18 protein-coding genes and 2 tRNA genes are annotated in these 15,274 nt (G+C 52.7%); 13 read left to right on the top strand and 7 right to left on the bottom strand.

Annotated features, from left to right (window positions below; genetic code table 11):
• The first annotated feature begins 3 nt into the window (after positions 1-3).
• The 7 genes from carA (at position 4) to NYE26_RS22030 (ending at position 6,912) form a co-directional block, all read left to right on the top strand.
• Positions 4-1,185 carry a glutamine-hydrolyzing carbamoyl-phosphate synthase small subunit gene (gene carA, locus NYE26_RS22060; RefSeq protein ID WP_339250166.1) on the top strand — a complete coding sequence of 394 codons (1,182 nt, stop codon included), beginning with the start codon at positions 4-6 and terminating at the stop codon, positions 1,183-1,185.
• Position 1,186: 1 nt separating this feature from the next.
• Positions 1,187-4,408, top strand: a complete 3,222-nt coding sequence (gene carB, locus NYE26_RS22055; RefSeq protein WP_339250164.1) for a carbamoyl-phosphate synthase large subunit — start codon at positions 1,187-1,189, stop codon at positions 4,406-4,408.
• 188 nt (positions 4,409-4,596) lie between these two features.
• Positions 4,597-5,313: an orotidine-5'-phosphate decarboxylase gene (pyrF, locus tag NYE26_RS22050; RefSeq protein WP_339257580.1), complete on the top strand. Its 717-nt coding sequence runs from the start codon at positions 4,597-4,599 to the stop codon at positions 5,311-5,313.
• Entirely contained in the window at positions 5,310-5,951 is a 642-nt protein-coding gene (gene pyrE, locus NYE26_RS22045) for an orotate phosphoribosyltransferase (protein WP_036724234.1), read from the top strand. The genes pyrF and pyrE overlap by 4 nt, the downstream gene beginning before the upstream one ends.
• 514 nt (positions 5,952-6,465) lie before the next feature.
• Positions 6,466-6,630, top strand: coding sequence for a hypothetical protein (locus NYE26_RS22040; protein ID WP_019909365.1), 165 nt, complete (start codon positions 6,466-6,468; stop codon positions 6,628-6,630).
• Between the two features lie 85 nt (positions 6,631-6,715).
• A tRNA-Met gene (locus tag NYE26_RS22035) sits at positions 6,716-6,789 on the top strand.
• Between the two features lie 49 nt (positions 6,790-6,838).
• A tRNA-Ile gene (locus NYE26_RS22030) sits at positions 6,839-6,912 on the top strand.
• Positions 6,913-7,510: 598 nt separating this feature from the next.
• Here the strand turns inward: NYE26_RS22030 and NYE26_RS22025 are convergent.
• Positions 7,511-7,711, bottom strand: coding sequence for a DUF6199 family natural product biosynthesis protein (locus NYE26_RS22025; RefSeq protein WP_339250162.1), 201 nt, complete (start codon positions 7,709-7,711; stop codon positions 7,511-7,513).
• A gap of 762 nt (positions 7,712-8,473) precedes the next feature.
• On the opposite strand from NYE26_RS22025, the gene NYE26_RS22020 reads away from it, so the two are divergent.
• From NYE26_RS22020 to NYE26_RS22010, 3 genes are all read left to right on the top strand, one after another.
• Positions 8,474-8,674, top strand: coding sequence for a hypothetical protein (locus tag NYE26_RS22020; RefSeq protein ID WP_339250160.1), 201 nt, complete (start codon positions 8,474-8,476; stop codon positions 8,672-8,674).
• A gap of 23 nt (positions 8,675-8,697) precedes the next feature.
• Entirely contained in the window at positions 8,698-9,090 is a 393-nt protein-coding gene (locus tag NYE26_RS22015) for a hypothetical protein (protein ID WP_339250158.1), read from the top strand.
• A 195-nt stretch (positions 9,091-9,285) separates the two neighbouring features.
• Entirely contained in the window at positions 9,286-10,089 is an 804-nt protein-coding gene (locus tag NYE26_RS22010) for an undecaprenyl-diphosphate phosphatase (protein ID WP_339250156.1), read from the top strand.
• Positions 10,090-10,099: 10 nt separating this feature from the next.
• On the opposite strand, the gene NYE26_RS22005 is transcribed toward NYE26_RS22010, so the two are convergent.
• From NYE26_RS22005 to NYE26_RS21995, 3 genes are all read right to left on the bottom strand, one after another.
• A complete protein-coding gene (locus tag NYE26_RS22005) occupies positions 10,100-10,264 on the bottom strand; it encodes a hypothetical protein (protein WP_155991360.1) in 165 nt (54 codons plus the stop codon).
• A gap of 92 nt (positions 10,265-10,356) precedes the next feature.
• Positions 10,357-10,881, bottom strand: coding sequence for an ImmA/IrrE family metallo-endopeptidase (locus tag NYE26_RS22000; protein ID WP_339257578.1), 525 nt, complete (start codon positions 10,879-10,881; stop codon positions 10,357-10,359).
• 161 nt (positions 10,882-11,042) lie between these two features.
• The gene (locus NYE26_RS21995; protein WP_076076056.1) at positions 11,043-11,219 is read right to left on the bottom strand and encodes a YjfB family protein; all 177 of its coding nucleotides are present in this window, start codon (positions 11,217-11,219) and stop codon (positions 11,043-11,045) included.
• A 169-nt stretch (positions 11,220-11,388) separates the two neighbouring features.
• Here NYE26_RS21995 and NYE26_RS21990 point away from each other — a divergent pair, with 169 nt between their 5' ends.
• Positions 11,389-11,544: a hypothetical protein gene (locus NYE26_RS21990; RefSeq protein ID WP_155991357.1), complete on the top strand. Its 156-nt coding sequence runs from the start codon at positions 11,389-11,391 to the stop codon at positions 11,542-11,544.
• 47 nt (positions 11,545-11,591) lie between these two features.
• Here the strand turns inward: NYE26_RS21990 and NYE26_RS21985 are convergent, their stop codons facing one another.
• Positions 11,592-11,780 (bottom strand): hypothetical protein, encoded by a 189-nt coding sequence (locus NYE26_RS21985; protein ID WP_036724199.1) that lies wholly within the window; start codon positions 11,778-11,780, stop codon positions 11,592-11,594.
• A gap of 86 nt (positions 11,781-11,866) precedes the next feature.
• Positions 11,867-12,307 (bottom strand): NucA/NucB deoxyribonuclease domain-containing protein, encoded by a 441-nt coding sequence (locus tag NYE26_RS21980; RefSeq protein ID WP_209871837.1) that lies wholly within the window; start codon positions 12,305-12,307, stop codon positions 11,867-11,869.
• A gap of 162 nt (positions 12,308-12,469) precedes the next feature.
• On the opposite strand from NYE26_RS21980, the gene NYE26_RS21975 reads away from it, so the two are divergent.
• The gene (locus NYE26_RS21975) at positions 12,470-13,945 is read left to right on the top strand and encodes a glycosyl hydrolase (RefSeq protein WP_339250153.1); all 1,476 of its coding nucleotides are present in this window, start codon (positions 12,470-12,472) and stop codon (positions 13,943-13,945) included.
• Positions 13,946-13,962: 17 nt separating this feature from the next.
• Here the strand turns inward: NYE26_RS21975 and NYE26_RS21970 are convergent, their stop codons facing one another.
• Positions 13,963-14,454 carry a PH domain-containing protein gene (locus tag NYE26_RS21970; protein WP_036724191.1) on the bottom strand — a complete coding sequence of 164 codons (492 nt, stop codon included), beginning with the start codon at positions 14,452-14,454 and terminating at the stop codon, positions 13,963-13,965.
• Between the two features lie 200 nt (positions 14,455-14,654).
• On the opposite strand from NYE26_RS21970, the gene NYE26_RS21965 reads away from it, so the two are divergent.
• Entirely contained in the window at positions 14,655-15,257 is a 603-nt protein-coding gene (locus NYE26_RS21965) for a hypothetical protein (RefSeq protein WP_036724189.1), read from the top strand.
• The last annotated feature ends 17 nt before the right edge of the window (positions 15,258-15,274 follow it).

Genomic DNA, 15,274 nt, shown 5'->3' with positions numbered 1-15,274 from the left:
GGCATGCAGGCGAGATTGCTGCTTCAGGACGGAACACTGTTTACAGGCACCGCATTTGGCGCGGAAGGCGAGAAAACGGGCGAGGTTGTTTTTAACACAGGAATTACAGGCTATCAGGAGGTACTATCGGACCCTTCGTACTGTGGGCAGATCGTTACCATGACGTATCCGCTGATCGGGAATTACGGTATTACCCGTGATGACTTCGAGTCCGTTCGCCCTTTTGTACACGGCTTTGTGGTGCGGCGTCACGAATCCGTACCCAGCAACTGGCGTGCTGAATACAGTGTAGACGATCTGCTGAAGGAATATGACATTCCCGGCATCAGCGAGATTGATACCCGTATGCTTACCCGCATTATCCGCCACTATGGCACCATGAAGGCAATCCTCACCACTTCGAACAAGCGTGTGGAAGAATTGATGGAGATGATGGGTGACACGACCATTGAAGAGCTGCGCAATCAGGTTGCACGTACCTCAACTACAGCAGCCTACAGCAGCCCGGGCACCAAAGAACGCATCGTGCTGGTCGATTACGGCGCTAAGACCGGTATTCTGCGCGAGCTGAACAACCGTGGCTGTGATGTGGTGGTTGTCCCTCATGATGTCACCGCAGACGAGATCCGCCGCCTGAACCCTGACGGCATTCAGCTCTCGAATGGCCCTGGAGACCCGAAGGATGTGCCTTATGCGGTACAGACGATCTCCGAGCTGCTCGGCGAATACCCGATCTTCGGCATCTGCCTGGGACACCAACTGTTCGCCCTGGCCTGCGGCGCCGACACTGAGAAGCTCAAGTTCGGCCATCGCGGCGGGAACCATCCGGTGAAAGAGCTGGAGAGCGGACGCTGCTTCATCACCTCCCAGAACCATGGATACACTGTGAATGAGGAATCCATTGCCAGTACAGACCTGGAAGTTACCCATATCAATAACAATGACAAGACCGTTGAAGGACTGAAACATACCCGCTACCCCGCTTTTTCGGTGCAGTACCATCCGGAAGCGGCGCCGGGACCGCATGACAGCAGTTATCTGTTCGACCGCTTCCTGCAGCTGATTGCAGACCACAAGGCGCAGCGGCCGGCCGGATCGCGTCAGGCGCAGCTTGCAGCGAATGCCAGAATCACGGCACCGAAATCAACCGCACCCCAGCTTGAAGCCGTGAAAGGAGCTCTCTAACATGCCTAAGAACAACAAACTCAAAAAAATTCTGGTTATCGGCTCCGGACCGATCGTTATTGGTCAAGCTGCCGAATTCGACTATGCAGGCACTCAGGCCTGCCAGGCCCTTAAGGAAGAGGGCGTCGAGGTCGTGCTGATCAACAGCAACCCGGCGACGATTATGACCGATACCAATATGGCTGACAAAGTATACATCGAGCCGATTACGCTGGAATTCGTGACTGGCATTATCCGTCAGGAGCGTCCAGACGGGCTGCTGCCGACACTCGGCGGACAGACCGGCCTGAACATGGCTGTAGAGCTGGCCCGTGCCGGAGTCCTAGAGCAAGAGAAAGTGAAGCTGCTGGGTACACAGCTTGAATCCATCGAGAAAGCGGAGGACCGCGATTTGTTCCGCGAGCTGATGCGCGAGCTGGATCAGCCGGTGCCGGAAAGTGCGATTATTACCAGTGTGGAAGAAGCTCTGGGCTTCGCCGCAGGAATCGGCTATCCGCTGATCGTCCGTCCTGCCTACACGCTGGGCGGAACAGGGGGCGGAATCTGCGACAACGAAGAAGAGCTGCGTGAGACCGTCAAGGCCGGTATCCGCTACAGCCCGATCGGCCAGTGTCTGGTCGAGAAGAGCATCGCCGGCATGAAGGAAGTCGAATATGAGGTTATGCGTGATGCGAACGACAACTGTATCGTGGTCTGCAACATGGAGAACTTTGATCCGGTGGGCGTACATACGGGCGACAGTATCGTAGTGGCCCCGAGCCAGACGCTGTCTGACCGTGAATATCAGATGCTGCGCAGCGCTTCCTTGAAGATTATCCGCGCGCTGAATATTGAAGGCGGCTGTAACGTTCAGTTCGCCCTGGACCCGCAGAGCTACCAGTATTATGTGATCGAAGTGAATCCGCGTGTCAGCCGCTCCTCGGCGCTGGCGTCGAAGGCGACCGGCTATCCGATTGCTAAGATGGCCGCGAAGATCGCACTAGGCTACACGCTGGACGAAATCGTCAATCCGGTGACCGGACAGACCTACGCCTGCTTCGAGCCTACACTGGACTATATCGTCAGCAAAATCCCGCGCTGGCCGTTCGACAAGTTCATCTCGGCGAACCGCAAGCTGGGTACGCAGATGAAGGCGACCGGTGAAGTGATGGCGATCGGCCGTACCTTTGAAGAGTCGATTCACAAGGCCATCCGCTCACTGGAGATCGGTGTCCACCGTTTCCGTCTGCCGGGAGCGGAACTGCTTGAAGAGAGTGTGCTGCGCTATAGACTTGCCAAGCCGGATGATGAGCGCCTGTTCCTGATCGCGGAAGCCTTCCGCCGCGGCTATGAGCTGCAGGAGATTCAGGATATTACGAATGTGGACTGGTGGTTCCTCTCCAAGATCGAAGGGCTCGTGAGCTTCGAGGACGAGATCCGTGCCGAAGAGACACTGTCTGCTGACATACTGTATCAGGCCAAGCGTAAGGGCTTCACAGACCGGGCGATTGCCGAGATCCGTGCCGAAGGCCGTCCAGGCGGGGCATTCACCAAGGAGGCGGAAGTGCGTGTGCTGCGTCTGCAGCAAGGGCTGGTTCCGGTCTTCAAAATGGTCGATACCTGCGCCGCAGAATTTGAGGCTTCAACGCCATACTATTACTCCACCTATGAGACCGAGAATGAGGTCATTCATTCCGATAAGCAGAAGGTCATTGTACTCGGCTCGGGTCCGATCCGTATCGGCCAGGGAATTGAGTTCGACTACTCTACGGTACATGCGGTATGGGCCATACAGAAGGCTGGCTACGAAGCTGTAATTATCAATAACAATCCAGAGACCGTATCGACGGATTTCAATACCTCGGACCGTCTGTACTTTGAGCCGCTGTTCTTCGAGGATGTCATGAACGTGATTGCCCAGGAGAATCCGATCGGAGTCATCGTACAGTTCGGTGGACAGACCGCGATTAACCTGGCTGCACCGCTTGCTGCTGCGGGCGTGAACATTCTGGGTACCAGCCTTGCGAGCATCGACGAAGCTGAGAACCGCAAGAAGTTCGAAGCGCTGCTGGCCCGTCTGGATATCGCACAACCTAAAGGCAAGACCGTAATCAATATTGATGAGGCTGTCGAAACGGCGCAGGCGCTGGGCTATCCGGTGCTGGTTCGACCATCGTATGTCCTGGGCGGACGCGCCATGGAGATTGTCTACAACGACACAGAGCTGCTGAGCTACATGGTTGAAGCGGTAAAAGTGAATCCGGAGCATCCGGTGCTGATCGACCGTTACATGCTTGGCAAGGAAGTGGAAGTGGACGCTATCTGCGACGGAGAGACGGTTGTCATTCCGGGCATCATGGAGCATGTGGAACGCGCAGGGGTTCACTCCGGCGACTCCATCGCTGTCTACCCGCCGCAATATCTGGATGAAGGTCTGAAGCAGAAGATTGCCGAGATCACGATCAAGATTGCCAAAGAGCTCAAGACCATCGGGCTGGTGAACATCCAGTTCGTCATTTATCAGAACGAGGTCTATGTCATTGAAGTGAATCCGCGCTCCTCGCGTACGGTTCCGTTCCTGAGCAAGGTGACCGGTATTCCGATGGCGAACCTGGCGACCAAGATCATTCTCGGCGGCAAGCTGAAGGAAGACGGGTACACTGAAGGCCTGTGGCCGGAGAGCGATTATGTGTCGGTCAAAGTGCCGGTGTTCTCTTTTGCCAAGCTGCGCAGAGTCGAGCCTACGCTCGGACCGGAGATGAAATCCACCGGTGAGGTCATGGGCCGCGATAAGCTGTATGCCAAGGCGCTCTACAAGGGCCTGATCGGCGCAGGCATGAAGATCCCGGCTACCGGGGCAATCATTGTAACTGTAGCCGACAAAGACAAGGCTGAAGCGGTTGAGCTGATGAAGGGCTTCCATGCCATGGGCTACAAAATCATCGCCACCGGCGGTACGGCAGCTGCGCTGGAGCAGGCCGGGCTGAACGTGATGAACGTTAACAAGCTGGATGAAGGCGAGCCGACCATCCTGGATCTGATCCGCGGCGGTCAAGCGAACTTCGTCTTCAATACACTGACCAAGGGCAAAACGCCTGAGCGTGACGGATTCCGCATCCGCCGTGAAGCGGTAGAGAACGGCGTCGTATGTATGACCTCGCTCGATACGGTAACGGCGCTGCTGAGAATGCTGCAGACGATTAACTTCTCGTCCCAGTCGATGCCTGCTTTTGTCGGACAATAAGATAGAGGGTGAGGCAGCTGTTAGAGGCTGCTACAGGAACGGTTTGCGTTAGCGCAGACCGTTCACCTATGCCCGGGACCTGGAATGTTGCCAGATAACAATGAGAGAGGGTTGACTTTGTGGAGCAGACTTCAGCAGCACAGCAGCATGAACATGAGAACATCGGACAGGTAGAGAAGCGTAATGAAATGGCCGGACGCCTGATGGTCGCCTTGGATTATCCGAATGCAGACCAGGCGCGGGCGCTGATCGAACAGCTCGAAGGCATTCCCTGTTATATGAAGGTGGGAATGCAGCTGTTCTATGCAGCCGGACCTGATTTCATCCGGGAACTGAAGGAGCGCGGATATTCGGTATTCCTCGATGTTAAAATGCACGATATCCCCAACACCGTAAAGGGCGGGGCAGAGAGCTTGACTCTGCTTGGCGTTGATATGTTCAACGTACATGCCGCCGGAGGAGCTGCCATGATGGCTGCTGCCGTGGAAGGAGCGGCCCAGGCGGTCAGCCTGAAGCCCTCGTTGCACATGCCGCTGATCATTGCGGTAACCCAGCTTACCAGCACCAGTCAGGAAGTGATGAACCGCGAAATCGGCATAGCTGGAACAGTGGCCGATGCAGTGGTGCGTTACGCCAAGCTTGCCGCGGAAGCAGGCCTGCATGGAGTCGTAGCCTCCCCGCAGGAATCCGTGGTGATTGCCGAAGCCTGCGGACCGGAGTTCCGCACGGTTACCCCGGGTATACGGCCCGCCGGGGCATCCCTGGACGACCAGTCCCGGGTCATGACTCCCGGACAGGCTATCCGCCAAGGCAGCCACTACCTGGTAGTAGGCCGGCCGATTACAGCAGCGGCAGATCCGCGAGCAGCAGCACTGACTATTATTGAGGAGATGAGCCAAGCATGAGCATATTAGAGAATCGAAGTGAACAGGTCGCCAGTCATTTGCTGGAGATCGGAGCTGTAGCCCTGCGCCCGCAGGAGCCGTTCACCTGGACCTCCGGCATCAAATCGCCGATCTACTGCGACAACCGTCTGACCATGGCCTTCCCGGCTGTCCGCAACTACATTGCGGAGGCCTTCGCAGAGCTGATCAGAACCAGCTACCCGGACGCTGAGGTGATTGCCGGGACAGCAACCGCCGGTATTCCGCACGCGGCCTGGGTGGCCGATAAGCTCGGTCTGCCGATGGCTTACATCCGGGACAAGGCCAAGGGCCACGGCAAACAGAACCAGATCGAAGGACTCATCAAGCCCGGCCAGAAGGTGGTCGTGATCGAGGACCTGATCTCCACTGGCGGCAGCTCCATCAAAGCCGCACAGGCCGTACAGGAAGCAGGCGGCCTCCCGCTGGCCGTGCTGGCCATCTTCAGCTACGAGCTGGACCGTGCCGTAGAAGCCTTCGCTGCGGCGGAGCTTCCGCTCCAGAGTCTGTCCAACTACAGCACGCTCATTGACGTAGCGCTGGCTCAAGGCAAGATTGCTGAGAGCGATGTAGCGCTGCTGCAATCCTGGCGCAAGGACCCTGCCGCCTTCGGCGTGTAGGGGCTAGGAGAAGACGCAGGAAATGAGTAGAGGGTACGTAAAGAGTACGTAGAGCGTAAACATAAAGCGTAAACGTAGAGCGTATAGCGTATAGAATGCATAGAAGAAGCTTTGTCCCCTTTGCCGGGGGATGGGGCTTCTTTTTTAATGCTTTAATTAGTTTTTGGGCTCTTAGGGAAAAGAAGTGGAAAAACAGCATCTATTCACTGGCCCAGCACACTTATAGAGGCTTTAGTTGGAAAAAATACACTTGTTGAAACCTGAAATGGACAATAACGCAGATACTGCCAGAACTAAATGTCCTTAATCCACTTATTTCCTTTGAAGAGGCGATTTCCGCCCAAGCAAATGTATAAAATCCAACTATTTCCCCTCAACGGCTCATTACAATTAGCTGCATACGGGCAGAAATTGCCATCCGCTCCGCTGAGCAATCCTCTAATTTTCTTGCAAAACTGGGCATGATAAATAGCACCGGGACATATATTATTGCGATGAAGGAGAAGAGGGTATCATGAATTGGATCTATTTTGCCAAGTTGTTCAGGACCAGATTTCAAGCGGGCTGCCTTGCCAAAAGACTGGAGCAGGACGGCTGGATCTATGGGTATCATGATCCGCGTTTTGTCGAAATATACCGTTCGCGCAAGGGCCGTTATGGAGTTCGTTTTCTGCCTTAGCCAGAAAAACCAAAATCATCCTTGACTTTATCCATGGCTATATTGTATATTATCTATTGTCGCTGTTTAAATAATTATTAACTGACGCGGGGTGGAGCAGCCCGGTAGCTCGTCGGGCTCATAACCCGAAGGCCGCAGGTTCAAATCCTGCCCCCGCAATTACCTTATTACACCGGACAGCACTTGTATAATACGGATATCCTAGTCCGGGCCCTTAGCTCAGTTGGTTAGAGCGGTCGGCTCATAACCGATTGGTCACAGGTTCGAGTCCTGTAGGGCCCACTTCACTTAACCCCCTTGCCTAGCAAGGGGGTTTTTAATATGCAACCCGCTGCTGTATTCCATGTTAACAAATATATTATAGAAGTTTTACCATGATTGAGTCTGTACAAATAATAAATCCGTCTGGCATTAAGCCAGGCGAGTTTTATTTTATAGCTTTTTCAAATACTCAATAAATATGTTCTGATTTCTTAGGGTTTAATTTTATTACTTGTTACTTCCATTCTTTTGTTCTTTAGCTTTCTCACTGAAATGTAAGCTAATAATAGCAATTACCAATAAAGCAACACCTACTATATTAGAGAATACAGGCTCATTGTTTGAAAATGATCTTATTAACAACCGAATATTTATAGCAAGCGCCCCGAACCAACATATGTAAACAAACGATTTAGTAGTATTTTTCATTATTTTACCTTTCCCATACATTATTTTATAGTTATCCACGGAACCGTTGAAAATATTATTGTATCGACAATCGTCTGGCCTTCCCCATGCGCTCATTGCTATTCCTTAACAGGGCTAAAAAATAAAAATAAAAATAAAAACAGGAGTGGTTGGCAGGGAAGCGCCAGCAGCTCCTGTTTTATTGTTATCCCTAACCAAACATCGAAGGTAAGAAGAACAAGAAAAAGATTATAAGTACAATAACGCTGCTTATTCTGCTCATCATGAGATAAGCCTCACTTGGTTCGGAATCGCCCTTTACCATCCAACCATAACGCATATACCAGCCCATGGCCGGGAAGAAGATATTCAGGATTGCAATCAGTGCAAATAGAATAGCAAAGACAACCATTTTTACCAACTCCTTTATCAGTTTTACGTGAATTGTGCATCTGAAGTTGCACATCTTTTATAACGTCAGCTTCATTGATGTAGCATGAGTTTGAAGGAGAATAACCAAAAAACAGACCCGAATTAGAAATTCGGATCTGACAGGGAAGTATCAGTTGTCCAATCCTAAAATACGAAAAATAATAAAATTTGGTGTGGGACATTGTGATGTATTCAAGGGCGTAACTACTATGGCTAACGCCCGTTTTTTTGGAATTAGGTTGCTGACTAGTAAAAACTAGTTGTTCGTCCATTTCTAAATCGGATGGGATGCGTACACTACACTATCTTATTAGGGAGGTGTCCGTATTGAGTTGTCCAGACGATAAAAAATGTCATCCTAAAAAAATCGTCACCCTCGTTCCTTCAAAAAGAAAAAGAAAAGAACATCGGAAAGTTGTTAAAAAAGTGATTAAAAAGGTGGTTAAAGTAACCTGTCCACCGCCTGAAGTCAATGTCACTACTCCAACCGTCATTGGTCCCACAGGGCCCCAAGGAGCACAGGGCTCCCCAGGCATACCGGGAATCCCGGGGGCAAGAGGCCCCCAGGGAACAGAAGGTCCTCCGGGACCTGCCGGTGGCCCTCCAGGGCCCCAAGGCCCCCAAGGTGTGCCCGGGCCGTCGGGAGCGATAGGCCCCCAGGGAGCAGCGGGGCCCGCTGGCCCTCAAGGGGCGCAGGGAGTTCCGGGAGCACAGGGCCTCATAGGTCCCCAGGGCCCGCAGGGTGAACCTGGTCCGGCGGGAGCGATTGGGCCGCAAGGCATTGCCGGAGCTACTGGTCCGGCAGGAGCTGCAGGAGCTGCAGGGCCGGCTGGAGCCACAGGAGCCACTGGGCCAGCCGGAGCCGCAGGAGCTGCAGGAGCCGCAGGAGCGACCGGGGCAACAGGAGCAACCGGGGCAACAGGAACGGCGGGAGGGGTATTAGGATTTGCCGATTTCTTTGCCCTGATGCCTCCTGATAATGCGGCAACGGTAGCGCCGGGCACAGATGTAAGCTTTCCTCAAGATGGCCCTACCAGCGGGACAACGATTACCCGGATCGGGCCGAGTTCTTTTAATTTAGCGGCCATTGGGACGTATCAGGTGCTGTTTCAGGTTAGCGTGACCGAAGCCGGACAACTAATCTTGACTTTAAATGGTGCAGATCTCGCTTATACCGTAGTTGGGCGGGCAACAGGTACCTCACAAATCGTAGAAATGGCTATTGTCCAAACAACGGTCATTAACAGCATACTGACCGTTCGTAATCCTGCCGGAAACTCCACTGCACTTACGATTACTCCTCTTGCCGGAGGAACAAGACCCGTTTCAGCACATCTTGTTATTACACAATTAGCGTAGCGGCTATTTTATGAATAGAGCATAATGAAATTTTGCCACCAGTAGCTTGGTGGCTTTTTTGTTCTGATCACAATAAACCACATGACATTTATGTCACACTAACTCCCATATTGTTAGCTCATTCGATGGGGAATTCCATCTAAGCCTCTTATACTGGAAATATATTTATTCACTTCCGAGAGGGGCTATTCACCAGTGACTGAAGCTATCAAAGCAATTATATTAGGGATTATTGAGGGGTTGACTGAATTCTTGCCGGTCTCGTCTACCGGGCACCTTATCCTGGCAGGGGATTTGCTGGAGTTCGAGGGGGAGGCTGCCGTTACCTTCAAAATCGTGATCCAGCTAGGTGCGGTAATGGCCGTGCTGTTGCTGTATTGGAAGAAGTATGTGAACATCGGGATGAATATGCTGAAGCTGGATTTCTCCAAGAGCAAGGGGCTGAACGCCATCCACATGCTCCTGGCTATGGTTCCGGCACTAGTGGTGTATCTGCTCTTCAAAGACACGATCAAGAGCCAGTTATTCGGCCCCAAGCCGGTCTTAATTGGTCTGATTGCCGGTGGCCTATTGATGATCTTCGCTGCACGCAGCAGGAGATCCGTAACGTCAGAGACGGTAGACGGGATAAACTACAAGCAAGCCTTCGGCATCGGGCTGTTCCAGTGTCTGGCGCTGTGGCCCGGCTTCTCAAGATCCGGTTCAACGATCTCAGGCGGTCTGCTGCTGGGAACCAGCCAGAAAGCCGCTGCGGACTTCACCTTCCTGATCTCCGTGCCGGTGATGTTCGGAGCAAGCCTCCTGGACCTGTATGACAGCAGGGATCTACTCAGTTCAGATACGCTGACCCTGATGCTAATCGGGTTCGTGACGTCCTTCCTGGTAGCCATGATTGCTGTAGTCACGTTCATCAAGCTGATTAAGCGGCTCCGCCTGGAGTGGTTCGCGCTGTACCGGTTCGTGTTAGCGGGGCTGTTCTATGTAATTGTTATACTGTAAAATCCTGCTTTCAGCCGTATTCCTTAGGCTCCTGCAGCAGGATGGAGAAGGTCTGGGTAACGTGGTCCACTTCAATCGTCTCGATACCCACAAAATCCGGAATTTCAGGATGAACGGCATCCACGCTATATTCAGGGTGAGTCAGCAATAATTGAATGACTTTCAAGGCTTCCACGTTGATCTTGATCCCCTTTACAGTAGAATCTAACCCTGTTATAGAGGGGAATCTCCGCCCTCCGGGTCTATAGCGTATTATCCCCGCAGCGCTTAGCGAATATGTCTGTGGATGATATTTCTGTCTTCGTTACGTTCCATAACAGCCATTAATTGCCCCTGGAAAATCCGTCTCTGGATCTGGTCGATCCGCTGCAGCGCGAGGGGAACGGGAACCTGGAACGCTACAGCCAGCTCGGCAACGGCATCCTCACGAAGCTCGGGCAGCGTATTCGCGGAAATCATACTATAGGGCATGGAGGCATACAGAATGAACCGGTCGGATTCATCTCTCTGCGCCTGCGTGAACACTCCGGGCATAAGCGTAGACTTGCCGGCATGCCGCAGCAGATGACAGAGCTCGTGGAGGAATTCCAGCCGCTGCAGCTCGGGAGGGAGGCGGTTGTCGATGAACATACTGTACATTCCGGCCGCAGCCTCAATCGCCTTGCTTCTGACATCCAGATAGTGTACCCAGATATTGAGCTGCTTCGCTATGTAATCAATGGAGATATCGGCCGGCTTGCGGACGCCAATGCGCTGGTATAGATCCTCTGTCCATTTCTCCAAAGCGGTCATCTGATAATAGCCTTGCATAATCAATCACCCCATATATAAGATCGTATGTTCGTGTTATTGGCCAAAAGAAAAGCCCTTAAGGGCTAAGCAGCAGTTCAGCACGTACTCTTCAACGGCTGAAATATGGAACGGGTGTTCCTATGTATGTAAGCATAAAGGAATTACGCCCGAATATCAAGTGTTTTTCCCAAGGTGGGGTGCGTGGCCTGACTCAGCATCTGAACCATATCCTGGGCGCTGCTCTGCGCCTGCTCCTTGGCAAGGCTCATCACCTGCAGCCCTGCGGCCTGCTGTAAGGATGACTGGCTCATCACTACGGATAATGCAGCAATATCCATCCGGCATTCCTCCCTTCATTTGTTGTGAAGCTATTGCTTCATACTCTATATCGACTACTGGACGCCTGTCCGTTAGGTGAAAGGCATTTCTTTGCCAATTGGCCCATGCAACGGGGCGGAATTCCACATATTCTGTGCTGTATTCAATATTCAAGAGGAGGAATTAATTATGGGAGCAGAGTATGGTTGCGGTTGTGGAAATAACGTAGGTGGAGTGAATCAGGGACCTCCAATCGTTCCGGTAGTAAGCCCTTGGACTTCGACAGGTGCCATTCTGGTTCTGTTCATTCTGCTGGTTATCATCACTAAAGCCTGTTTGTTCTAGAACCGCCTATAGCCAGTGTAGCCCTGTCCGGCCTGTGCCGGATAGGGCTATTTCTTTTTCTTCTTATGAGCACGGACCGTTGGCCCGATCTGGCGTTTGATTCTGCCTGTAGCTGCATCGGTTTCAATGATATAGAGCTCCTTGACTGTTCCTGCAAGCGCGAACCATTCCTGTAAGGCTTCAGCTTCGGACATAGGGCCGTACAGCCGTTTGCCCCGATAACAGATATAGAACACTTCCGGCTCTCCATCTAAGTTATATTATCCCATTTCATTCTACGCTTTATCGCAGTGAAATTGAACAACATCCCCCACAGGCCGGCTTATTTGAAAATAAACTCCACACGCGTACCGTCTGCGAACGCCTCCAGCTGATTGCCTACCCAGCTTCCCGCTCCGCGGTTATCACTGGGTGTTATGTACTCAATATGCGCCCCGGCTCCGCCTTCATCACACATGGCCATCGGCCATTCGTCCCGGTCATAGCCTTTCTTCGTGGGGACTCCCTTCAGAGAAGCCTTGCGGTTCTCTTCCGCCTCCTTGCGGTTGATCGTGCAGATGGCCGACTCTCCCTTACGGATGGCCTTCTGGATGTGCCTCGCGGTCTCCGGGTAGCGGTCTGCCGGGAACTTCAGCTTCACGACCTCCGAAGGATTCGCAGAAGGGGTCTGCGGCAGCCATTGCCCGTTCTCCTCCAGCAGGTAGGCGGCAAGACTGAGCAGGGCGATAATGATGAGACTGATGATGGATTTTTTGGCTTTCATATCTGCTCCTTTGTAAGTGGGTATGGGTATAATGCCTGTGCCCTGAATAGTATAGCGTAAGAATACCGGATTGCGACAGTCCGAATTCTGTGCATTTGCCGTGCTGAAGTTCCACAATTCGTCATAATATGTACAAACACAAGGAAAAGGATGGTGGAAAATGTGGAACAGCGCAACCTCAGGGACCTGCTGGATTCAGCCTCGCGGCTGATAGGTGATGTGCAGTGGCAAGCGGCTTTTCGCAAAATACAGATGTCTCCCGCTGACGCGGAGCTGGGGGCGCCCGCACGGAAGCTGCTGGAGACGCTGTACTGGCTGCAGGGCCAGGGAATGATCAGCGGTCAGCATGATTACCTGGAGAGCCCGGATGATATCAACAACAAGCTGAAGAATACGGCTGGCAGCTATGCCGGACTGCACGGCTATGAGATGGGACCGATCAGCAACCAGACGGAGAAGCTCATCAGCAGCCAGCGGCAGGGCGTAACCGACAGTGCGATCCGTTGGCATAAGGCCGGGGGCATCGTAGCGATGACCTATCATGCCAACCTGCCGGGCAGCGCTCCAGCCTGGACGAATGTCTCCATGAGCCTCAGCGAAGCTAATTTCAGCAAGTACATCACACCGGGAACGCCAGAGTATACGGCAATGATTGCGGAGCTCGATAAGGTAGCTGTTTTCCTGAAAAAGCTAAATGACGCCGGTGTCCCCGTACTCTGGAGACCTTACCACGAGATGAACGGCGGCTGGTTCTGGTGGGGGCAGAAGTCCTCCTTCGTCACCCTCTGGGAGATCATGTTCCAGCGGTACACAGTCTATCATCAGCTGCACAATCTGTTGTGGGTATGGAGTCCGAATGCCAAGAACAAGAATAGTGAGGAGCCGGCGAAGTATTATCCGGGCAGCGGCAGAGTGGATGTGCTGGCAGCAGATATTTTCGAGGGGGATTACAAGGTAAGCCATCATGATACGCTGTGGGACCTGGGGCGCGGCAAGCTGATCGCCATCGGCGAGAACGGGGAGCTTCCTCCGCCAGCTGTGCTGGCGGGCACGCAGAACAAATGGAGCTACCAGATGACCTGGGGCAAGATGCTGTACGAGCGCAATAAGGATGCAGTAATTCAGGCTTTTATGAAGAATAGTGCCGTGTTCTCCAGAGATGATTATTCGGCCAAGGCGGCGGCGTATGCTTCTTCAGGAGGGGTACTCCCTAAGCCGGGCCTCTATGGGCAGTATTATAACAATATTACACTTAGCGGCACGCCTGCCCTCACCCGGACAGATGCCAATATTAACTTCGCCTGGAGGCAGGCGGCGCCTGATCCGGCTGTTCACGCAGATCTGTTCTCGGTACGCTGGAGCGGCCAAATAAGCGCTGCCTACAGTGAGACCTATACGATCTATTCGTATTCAGATGACGGAATCCGGATATGGATCGACGGGAAGCTGGTTATTGACAGCTGGATTAAGCAGAGCGGGCAGGAGCGGCAAGGCACAGTGAGTCTGATTGCAGGGAAGCTGCATGAGCTGAAGGTGGAGTACTATGAGAACCAGGGGGACGCGCGTGCGGTACTGATGTGGGAGAGCCCCAGCCAATCCAAAGGCGTAATTCCGGCAGGAGCCCTCTACCTTCCATAACCAAGTGTAGCGAAGTGTCAGATATGCTCGCGGTAGCTGATGTTGTTGGCGATTTTCTCGTCACGGACGGCTTGGCGCAGGATATCCTTGACAGCTTGAACCTTACGGATTCTATAGAAGGGGAGCTGTGGAGATGAAGCATCATCCGACAAAATGATCAGCGTCCCGATGCCCAGCATACGCTGCATAACCGACTGAGTGACAGAGAAATCATTGACCCGCAGCAGCTCGATTTCTTCGACATCCTTGCCGATCAGTCCGCTCTTCACCATAATCCGCTGGGACGTAATCGTATACTTGGTGGTATTCAGTCCGATCAGCCCCTTGAGACGGTCGGAGATGCCGGCAGGCTTGCCCTGCCATAATTCTTTTTCGGGACCGGAGCTATGGCCAGCCGCCGGACGGCGTGCTGCTGCCGGAGAACCGGCCTCTTCTGTACCTGCCCCGCATTCCCCGCAGAATTTGGCACCTTCCTTGTATTCCGCACCACATGCTGTGCAATAAGCCATGATAATCTTCCTCTCCTTGAACAGATGAATTCATTATAGTATAACAGGAATTGCCAGTCATCAACGGGTTATGGACCGCCGTTTCTCCCTATGAATACGCTTAACCGCTGACATATGTTTCATTACGCCGAATTTTACATTAATTTCATTTGCACTTAACAAAAATCGATATTATTCTGTTAAGTGGAGGGATATTAACTATGAGACAAGCTTTACTTGCAGGACTGCTAGTGGCCGTCATGATACTCAGTGCCTGCGGCAATAACAGTGCTGAACCGGCGTCCCCGGAAGAGGTACAGGAGACGGTACAGAACTTTTACAATGAAATGTCGAAATTCGACGAAATGGGCAAATCCTCGCTAGAGAACTTCAACACCACGCTAACCTCTTATTCCACCGGACAAGCGACAGACAAAGAATTCGAGAAGGCTGTGGACAGCTTCCAGGATACCGCATCTCAGCTTGCAGATCATGTGAACGATATCAAGATTGCGGGTGGCCTGCCGGATACGATCGAGAAGCTGCTTAGAGATTCGGTGATCGCTTTCCAGAGTGCCTATCAGATCAAGGAGAAGGCTTCCAAGGGCGCAGTATCGCCCGATGTGACCGCTGAGGAATTCAACACGATGAATGAGCAGGCGGACATAGCGATGCTCTACGGCATCTCCAAGCTGAATGAAGCCAGAGAAGCCGCCGGACTGATTGAACCGGAGCAAGCCGTACCAGGAACCGTATCAGATGCAGGCACAGATGCCAAGCAGGAACCGGGTGCTGGAAGCGCAGGGACTTCGTCAGTGAAATAAGCAGAGACAAGACTTGT

The sequence above is a fragment of the Paenibacillus sp. FSL P2-0136 genome, assembly GCF_037975325.1.
GTDB classification, from domain to species: Bacteria; Bacillota; Bacilli; order Paenibacillales; family Paenibacillaceae; genus Paenibacillus_AQ; species Paenibacillus_AQ silagei.
This window is presented reverse-complemented; position numbering and strand designations above follow the sequence as displayed.